Source organism: Micromonospora sp. NPDC049171 (genome assembly GCF_040648275.1).
In the GTDB taxonomy this organism is placed as follows: domain Bacteria; phylum Actinomycetota; class Actinomycetes; order Mycobacteriales; family Micromonosporaceae; genus Micromonospora.
In genome coordinates this window covers 219,686-227,734 of sequence record NZ_JBEZDJ010000013.1, presented here as the reverse complement: position 1 = coordinate 227,734, position 8,049 = coordinate 219,686, and the positions used below count along the sequence as shown (strand labels likewise).

6 protein-coding genes and 1 pseudogene are annotated in these 8,049 nt (G+C 64.3%); 4 read left to right on the top strand and 3 right to left on the bottom strand.

Annotated elements, in window-relative coordinates; all coding sequences use genetic code 11:
• Both AB0B14_RS18665 and AB0B14_RS18660 read left to right on the top strand, forming a co-directional pair.
• Positions 1 to 585 (top strand): transposase (locus AB0B14_RS18665; protein ID WP_357523169.1); only part of this gene is annotated, 585 nt, incomplete at its 5' end.
• Positions 586 to 634: 49 nt separating this feature from the next.
• Positions 635 to 1,912: a hypothetical protein gene (locus AB0B14_RS18660; protein WP_357523167.1), complete on the top strand. Its 1,278-nt coding sequence runs from the start codon at positions 635 to 637 to the stop codon at positions 1,910 to 1,912.
• A 661-nt stretch (positions 1,913 to 2,573) separates the two neighbouring features.
• On the opposite strand, the gene AB0B14_RS18655 is transcribed toward AB0B14_RS18660, so the two are convergent.
• The 3 genes and pseudogenes from AB0B14_RS18655 to AB0B14_RS18645 all read right to left on the bottom strand — a co-directional run.
• On the bottom strand, positions 2,574 to 4,769 hold the full coding sequence (locus tag AB0B14_RS18655; protein ID WP_357523165.1) for a DNA/RNA helicase domain-containing protein: 2,196 nt from the start codon (positions 4,767 to 4,769) through the stop codon (positions 2,574 to 2,576).
• Positions 4,770 to 4,802: 33 nt separating this feature from the next.
• Entirely contained in the window at positions 4,803 to 4,931 is a 129-nt protein-coding gene (locus AB0B14_RS18650; RefSeq protein ID WP_357523163.1) for a hypothetical protein, read from the bottom strand.
• Positions 4,932 to 4,963: 32 nt separating this feature from the next.
• Positions 4,964 to 5,077, bottom strand: a pseudogene (locus AB0B14_RS18645) (IS5/IS1182 family transposase); the annotation flags it as partial.
• 162 nt (positions 5,078 to 5,239) lie between these two features.
• On the opposite strand from AB0B14_RS18645, the gene AB0B14_RS18640 reads away from it, so the two are divergent.
• Both AB0B14_RS18640 and AB0B14_RS18635 read left to right on the top strand, forming a co-directional pair.
• Entirely contained in the window at positions 5,240 to 5,950 is a 711-nt protein-coding gene (locus tag AB0B14_RS18640; RefSeq protein ID WP_357523161.1) for a DEAD/DEAH box helicase family protein, read from the top strand.
• Complete coding sequence (locus AB0B14_RS18635; RefSeq protein WP_357523159.1) at positions 5,880 to 7,838, top strand: helicase C-terminal domain-containing protein; 1,959 nt, start codon at positions 5,880 to 5,882, stop codon at positions 7,836 to 7,838. The genes AB0B14_RS18640 and AB0B14_RS18635 overlap by 71 nt, the downstream gene beginning before the upstream one ends.
• The last annotated feature ends 211 nt before the right edge of the window (positions 7,839 to 8,049 follow it).

Sequence of the window (8,049 nt, the reverse complement as noted above, 5' to 3'; positions counted from 1 at the left end):
GCGACGCGGGGCGCCTGGATCTGCTTCCAGGACGAGGCAGGCCAGGTCATGCGACCGCCGGTGGCCAAGACGTGGGCCCGGCGCGGGCACACGCCAGTCATCGAGGTCTGCGGCAAGGGCTCCGGCCGGGTCTCGATCGCCGGTCTGGTCTGCCTCAAGCCCGGACAGCGAGGCCGGCTGATGTGGCGAACCCGGCTGCACCGCGGTCGCGCCGGGGAACGTGGCAGTTTCAGCGAGGACGACTACATCGCCTTCCTCGACCAGACCCACCAACGCCTACAGGCACCGATAGTGCTGATCTGGGACAACCTGAACACCCACGTCAGCCACCGCATGCACGCCCTGATCGCCGCCCGGACCTGGCTGACCGTGATCCGGCTACCCGCCTACGCCCCGGACCTCAACCCCACCGAAGGCGTCTGGCGCTGGATGAAACGCGGCCTGACCAACACCGCCGCCCGCGGCGTCGACCACCTCACGCAACTGGTCAAACGTCGACTACGCGCGTGTCAGCAACAGACAGATCTCCTCGCCGGCTTCCTCGCCAGCACCGGCATGACCCTCGACCCCGAACCACCGAGATAACCCGAACCCTGGCCTTTCAACCTCTGTAGCGCTGGACGCCAGCATCGATGTGCATCTCGTGGAGGCACGCCCCAAGAGCTTGGCCTCGTACACCCAGAAATCACAAAAGAAGAAGGACGACGGGACGCCGAAATACACCCACCCCGCAGCGCAGATCCACGACTGCGTGGCCGCCCGCGTGATCGTCTACACCACTCGGGCACGCAACGACCTAGCAGATCTCATCGTGAGCCGCTGCGAATTCCGGGAACGGCAGAACCCCGGCGACATCAAGCACAACGGTTACGACAGCGAGCACATCGTGATCTCCAGCATCAAGGATCCCGACGTGCAGCGCCGCTACGGGGCCCTCGCGGAGTACCTCGGTAAGTATCAGGGCCTAGAGATCCAGGTGCGAAGCGTCGCGGGCCACGCCTGGGCGGAGTACGAGCACGACATTCGCTACAAGTCCGGCGCGTATCGTGAGCTGGAGGATCACGCCAAGGGACGAGTGGATCAATACTTCGTCGAGGCCGGCGGTATGCGTCGGTACATGGACAAGATCTTCGACGAGATTGAAGAGCTGCTGCGGCCGCAGGACTCCGGCGCCGCTGCCCCGGCGGACGGGCCCGTGATCGAGATGGACGAGTCATCGCCGGAGGCTCTCGACCCCACTCAGCTGGACGAGGTCACGATGGGCAAGCTGATCTCCCAGCGCTTCCCGAGGGACGAGCCGGGGGACTTGCCGTCGCTCACGGTGCTCGTCGAGCAGCTGGCCACGCTGGACGTCACCAGGGTCGGCGAGCTGGAGGCGGCGCTTACCATCCTCGATGAAGGCCAAGTCGCCAGACTGATGGACTACCCGACCGAGACGACCGGCACACGAAAATTGGATGACGAGCTGCTCGCCGTCTTCCTCGACCGCTACGTCAGTGCTGCAAGGGATGCCGACAGGCAACAACTTCTGCGCCTGCGGCTCCGCCGCGTTCGCGGCCGGTTCACGATCTACTCCTTGGAAGGGCAGGACGGAACGCAGCGACCGGTCGCCGCTGCGCGAGCAGTGCGCAACCTCGTGAAGTTCGTCGCGGAGCGGGAGGGCGTCGCGGCGACGACCATCAGCGGCGCCATCTCTGCAAACCAAAGCGACATAACCCCGGGGTGGTTTCCCAGGCAGGTCGAAACTTCCGCTGGCCCAGTGTATGTCGCGACCAATCTGTCCCGCTCCTACGCGGAGAACCTGATGCGCCAGCTGCTGGAGCGTGTGCCCGGCTCGGGTATACGGATCAAACGGGCCGGCGATCTCCTCTTTGAGGCGACTGCGGGAACGTCGACGGCGGAATCCGCCTGAGCCTATGCTGGCCTTGCGAAGTACGCGACGAGCTACCGGTCCGCCGACGCCTTCGCACGATCTATAGCATGCACAGCCTTGACAAGAGTCGACAACCTACGCTTGCCGAACGTTGTGGTCCCACGCTTGTCACGGATCGTCAAGAGCTGTTGCTGAACTGCACAGACGCGATCGTCCACTTGTCAGCCCTTGTCACTAACAGTCGACTTCTGGTAGGCGTTTTCGGGGGAAAAACGGGGGCACCTTGGACTGTTACCGGGACGTCCGCGCGGCCCACCAGGCGCCCTTAACCGGGTATGGCTCCGCCAATCTCGCGCGCGCCTGGCACGTTACTGATCCTGGGAACTGGCTTCGCCGTCACGCTGGCGAGCGCGACGCAGTCGGCGTATCAGCCGTACGAGCGGCGACGTCCTGCCGGCCTCGCGCGCCAGGCCCCACGAGCTGACTCTTAAGCGGTTGGCGCCGGAGACGAGAGATCACGACACGGCATTCAGGAGGCCTCAGTGTTCAGGGCAGCCGTCAACCGAAAGGTCCTAGTAGTCGGTCGTCTCGCCACTTCCAGCCCTGCCTGATTCTCAGTACGAACAGAAGCGCTCAAGTCCGAACAACGCCGGGGCGGTGCATCTAGACCCGTTAGAAGAATTCGCCGACCGGAGGCTTCCTACTCGATCATTTCAGCAAGGTAGGATCTCGTCTCCTCGTCAGTTGAATAAATAATGGTTCCCGTAACCGCCCGTGTCAGAAGTACACGATACGAATTGAGCGCGTATCGTGCATATTCTTGGGGGTCACGTACTCGACGCAGTCGAGGGTCTCGCGAATTTTTCGGTCGAACGACCCACTCCCTTTCCCGAAGAACGAGATCTGGACCGATGATCACGCCACACCAGGAGAACTCGAACCCTTGTACCAAATAAACGAATCCAATTTGGCCTATGCCAGTCGGATCAGTAGCCCAATAGGACGCCCCCGGGGCTCCGCCGTGAGCCCGGTCGCTCTTGATTGCCCATGGACGTTCCCAAGCGCCAATCTTGATGTCCTTAACGAGAGAACCGTCCGGACGGGGGTCGCTCCACGGCCAGCAGTAGCCTGCGACGATCCGAGCCGCTTGGCCTTGCTGGTGCCATGAGAGTAGTTCATTTTCCATGTCGGCCGGCGATGTCGCCACCTTGACGGTATAGCCGGCGGCGGCAGGCATCTTGAAGCGGCTGGCTTTATCGCCGCCTAGGAGAGTATCGACCCAGTCCAGGTAGAGCGAAGATCCAGCCCAGCGGTAGGTCTCGGTCAGTTCGATCCGATGGATGGCCGCGCCGAGTTGCTGTGCCGCCTGCTCGATCAAAGTGACGCTGCCAATCTCGCCGGGACTTATGACCTGGTGCTCATCAAGAAGGAAGATCGGCACGCGAGCTGCGGCGATGAGTTCCTCCACCTGGGCGCGTCCCGACCGTTCTGAACGAGGCGTGAAACGATTGGTGGACGTCTCGCGGATGCGGTGCGCCTCATCACAAATCAAGACATCAACCGCGTTCGGCTCAGCCATAGAGAAGCTGTTGTGGTATTTGAATACTTCGCGGAATCGGGTGGGCCCGGCAAGCCGGCGGAGTGATTCGGTCAAGGAGCGAGAGCCGGTGCTATGGAGGGCCAAAACGCCTTCGTTTGAGAAGTGGCGAAGCAGCCGCAGCCCGATCGAAGTCTTGCCGGACCCTGACGGCCCGACGATGAGGCACACCGTCTTTTCGTCTCTGCGGAACGCATCGATGACTGCATTAAGGACGATTCGATATGCTGCCTCTTGTTCCTGGGAGGAATCTATGGTGTCATCGATGAACTGGTCCCACACCCACCCGCCGATACGAACTTCAGGCCGGACTCGGCTGCCGATCAGCAGTTCAGCGACGGCGTTTGCCGTGGTTTCCGATAAAAGTCCAGACAGTGTGGCTTGAAACCTCTGATCGATCGGGACAGACTGCGAAGGCTCCTTCTCTTCTCGAAGCGCCATTGAGGTGATCCAGTCGGGCTGAGCGTTCAGCACCGGCACGGCTCGTCTAAGTGCTCCTGATGCCTGCTCGGCTCGTTCCTCCGCGCTTGTCCTTGGAACTCGCCAGTCGGTACCCACCCGTCCCCGTAGCCGGATTCTGGCTTCCTCACTTTCGATCAAGACGTACGAAGGCAGCCCAGATTGAGGATGGGTGCCAGCTAACACGAGTGCCGCGTGGGCGCCAAAGGGAGGCAATGGGACACCAACCAGCATTTCCACACCGCCCAGGTTCGCCTCGTGCAGCGCGGCAGCGACCAAGCGAATGTCGGTGCCGAGTTTCTCGTCGCCTGGCCAGCCGTCCGCGATGTCTGATGCTGTGGCTCGGTGCAGTGGCTGCAATGCTCGGCGTGGTGCAGACGAGGCCATCCGCATGGTGGATGGGCGGAACAACCGCGTAAGGGCGTCGCGGCTGCTGTCGTCGAGTACCTGACTGGCCGGCACAAGGGCCTTCCAACCCTGGCCGGTGGACTGGATTGTCGACGGGCCGAGATGCTGCCAGTACGCGACGCGCGCCTCCACATCGACGAGCACGATCAGGACCGGCAGCGCATACCCGCGCCAGTAGTCCAAATGCCGTGGATCGCCGCGGTAGACCCATCCGCCGTTCGAAGGTTCCCGGAACCAGGAGCGGCCACTCTTGATCTGCACGCCAAGAAGTTTGCCGGTGGCGCGGTCACCGTCGATCAGTTCGATGTGCCCGTCGATGCCGACGTCGCTAACTGAGACCTCACGGAATAGCCATCGCAAGGAGCCGTGGGTCGCCTCGTCGACGATCGCGACGCCGCGGCGGTCTGTTAGGTGGTGATCACCGACGTGCATGAAGGCATTCTGCCGCAGAGATGGACCTGGGGCTCACTGCATCAGAGCGCGTTTCACATTGCTGCCCAGCCGGGTGTTGAAGGTGCGGCGTTGTTGGCGGGTGGCCGGTTTGCCTCGGGTGAGATGGCGGAGCATGGCGCCGAGGGCGGCCCACCGGATCATGGCTTCCAATGTGCTGGATAGGTCTCGTAGTGGCGGGTCAGGCGGCGGTGAGCGGTGATCCAAGCCAGGGTCCTCTCCACGACCCAGCGGCGGGGGTGCACGACGAGCCCGCGCTGGTCGGCGGGTTTGCGGACGATCTCGATGGTGGCGCGCAGCAGGTCGCAGGCCCAATCGACGGGTTCGACTCGCGCACCGGCATAGCGTCGACGACGCACGTGCGCGGGCGGGGGGCCAGGCGGGCGTAAATAGCGCAGCCGAGGAAGCGCTCCGCGCCGTAGAGTTCACACCTTCGGAGTGAGGAGTGAACGGTGACCGAGGCGGTGGAGCTGGACTTCGAGCAGAACCTGGTGGACTTCAGGTCGGCGAGGTTTACCCAGCTTCGGCCCGGTCAGCACCAGGTACTCACCGCCTACGCGGCCCAACACCTCGACACCGCGGATTTGGCCATCGAGATGCCCACGGGCGAGGGCAAAACCCTGCTGGCCCTGCTGATCGCCGATCATGCCCTCAGCCGCGGTTGGTCGGTGGCCTACTTGACCGGTACCCGTCAACTCGCCGAGCGGGTTGAGGAGGAAGCCGAAGATCTCGGACTCGACGTGGTGCGCTTCGCCGCGAAGGACTACGGCGGCGCGAAGCTCGACGACTACCACCAGGCCCAGGCCGTCGGCGTAATGAACTACTGGGTCTACTTCAACAGCGATCCGAAGGTCGGAGCCGCAGACCTGGTCATCTTCGACGATGCTCACCTCGCAGAGCAGCCCCTCAGCGGGCTACAGACCTTGCGCATCCCTGACAAGCTCGGCCCTGCCCGCCAGCTCTATCGGACGATCTGCGAGCTGGTGGTGGCGCACACCGACGCGTACCCCCGGCCTACGTGCAATGTTGGACGGCACCGCCCGGCCTGGTACCCCTCCCGAGCTGCTGTCCTTCAGCGACTGGGACGCAATCGTGGGCCAAACGCGCGACGCTATCGCGGCATCGCCGCTCGTTACGGACCGCCGCCTCAAGGACGAGATTAGATACGTCTGGCCTACGGTCCGCGACCACCTCACGCAGTGCGGCGTTCTGATCGGTCCCTCCGGCATCGAGATCCGCCCCTACCACCCGCCGACTACGCTCAACCCGCAGTACAGCCGCGCCAAGCAGCGGATCTACCTGTCGGCCACCCTGGGATCAATGGATGACCTTCAGCGACGAGTTGGAGGCGGGCCGATCACCCGTCTCACCACCGCCACACCACTGCCGCCTGGCGCAACGGGCGATCGGCTGCTGGTGCTCAACCCCAGTGCCGAGTCCGCCTTGGACCAACGCGTTCTCGGCTGGGCTCTTACCCAAACTCAGGCAGCCGGCGGCCGTGCAGCCTGGTTGTGTGCCAGCCACGCCGAAGCTGACACCCTCCAGGAGGCGCTCAGCGGCCACGGACAACAGGTCTACCGTCTTCGCCCTGGGGATGACTCGATGGTCGACACTTGGAGCCGCGTCGCCAACGGACATCTGATTACCGCCGGCCGCTACGACGGGCTCGACCTCACGGGTGACCTGTGCAAGCTGGTCATCATCACCACCGTCCCGCAGGCCAGCAGCGAGTTCGAGCGCTTCGTCGTCGCCTACCTCGGCGACGCCAGCTTCATGCGCCACCGCGTCGGCCAGCGCGTCACCCAAGCATTGGGCCGCGCCAATCGCGAAAAGACCGACCGGTCCCTCTACCTCGGACTCGACCCGAGCTTCGCGCAAATGCTCGCCGACCCTGCCGTCCGCAAGTCGATCCCCGCAGGCACCGAACCCAGCATCCGCACCGCCTTGGAGATCTACGACCAAGGCTGGGAGGGCACCCTGCACGCCTGCACCTCGTTCTGGCAACCAGCCACGCATGCCCTGGCCTCCACGAAGACAGCCGCACCGGAGAGTCCTCGCAAGGCGCGGCCCGGCCGCAACATTGGCGGAAGCAGCGACGTGTCCAGCGCCAGCGCGGAAGTCTCCGCAGCGACGGACCTGTGGCTCAGCGACCATGCAGGAGCTGCCAAGAAGGCGAGTGAAGCAGCCGCTCAACTGGCCGAGGCAGGGGAAACCGAACACAGCGCGTTCTGGCGCTATGTGGAAGCCCATGCCCACTTCGATCGCGGACGCCCTCAAGACCTAGCCGCCGCACGGAAGGCACTCGAGGACGCCACCGATGGCGGCCCGCGCACCACCTGGTTCCGCCGCCTGGCCCGAACCGTCGCCGACCTCGATGGCTACGAACACACCGCCGACGACACCGACCGGTTCTTCCTCGCCTGGGATGAGTGGCGCCGTGAGACCGGTGCTCGGCTTGACCGCGTCCTCTCCGCTGGACGAGCCCTGCTCACGGGCAGCCACGACCAACAGTGCGAAGCCCTGATCAGGCTCGCTCGCCTCGCGGGGGCCAGCGGAGAACGCCCGCCCAAGACCGAGCAGAGCGCCACGGACTGCCGCTGGACCTGGTCCACCGTCAAGCGCGCCGAGCGCCGCGTCTGGGAGGTAAAAACCGTCCCGAAGGGCGAACCCAAGCCGCTGATCCGCGACGATGTGAACCAACTGCTTGGCCAGATCGAGGTCGAGACCAGGCGATCGGCGAAGACCCGCGTGTTCGGCTGCCTCCTAACTCCCGCCCCTACCACCAAGGACGACGCCGCCGAGGCGGCGCACGACAAGATCGTGTTGGTCAACCACGGCGCGGCCGTACGGCTTTACGACGTGCTGTCCGACCGCCTTCGCCAGTACGACGCGTTGTGCGGCGACAACAACGCCGAAGCACGCGGTGCAGCTCGGACGAGGATCGAGGCGCTTCTACCTCAGGAGGATGGATGGCTGGGCAAGCTGCTCGCACCCTCTCGTGGACGGCTTATCACCGCAGACGACGTGGCCGCCATCTTCCCATCAAGGTGACGACAGACACCTACTCAGACCGTCCTTCGACACCGGCGCAGCCTGCCCGGAGCCGCGACCAGTGGAATCGAGGCGGCGACCGTCGATGCAGGTTACGACGAGGCCGAGCGCACCGCCGCACTTTCCTTAGTTGTGACGCGCCGGACGGCTGGCGGCCGTCATGGGCCTTCCGCTCGGATAAGAGCGCTGAGGTGGCGGCTTGCTCCGATGG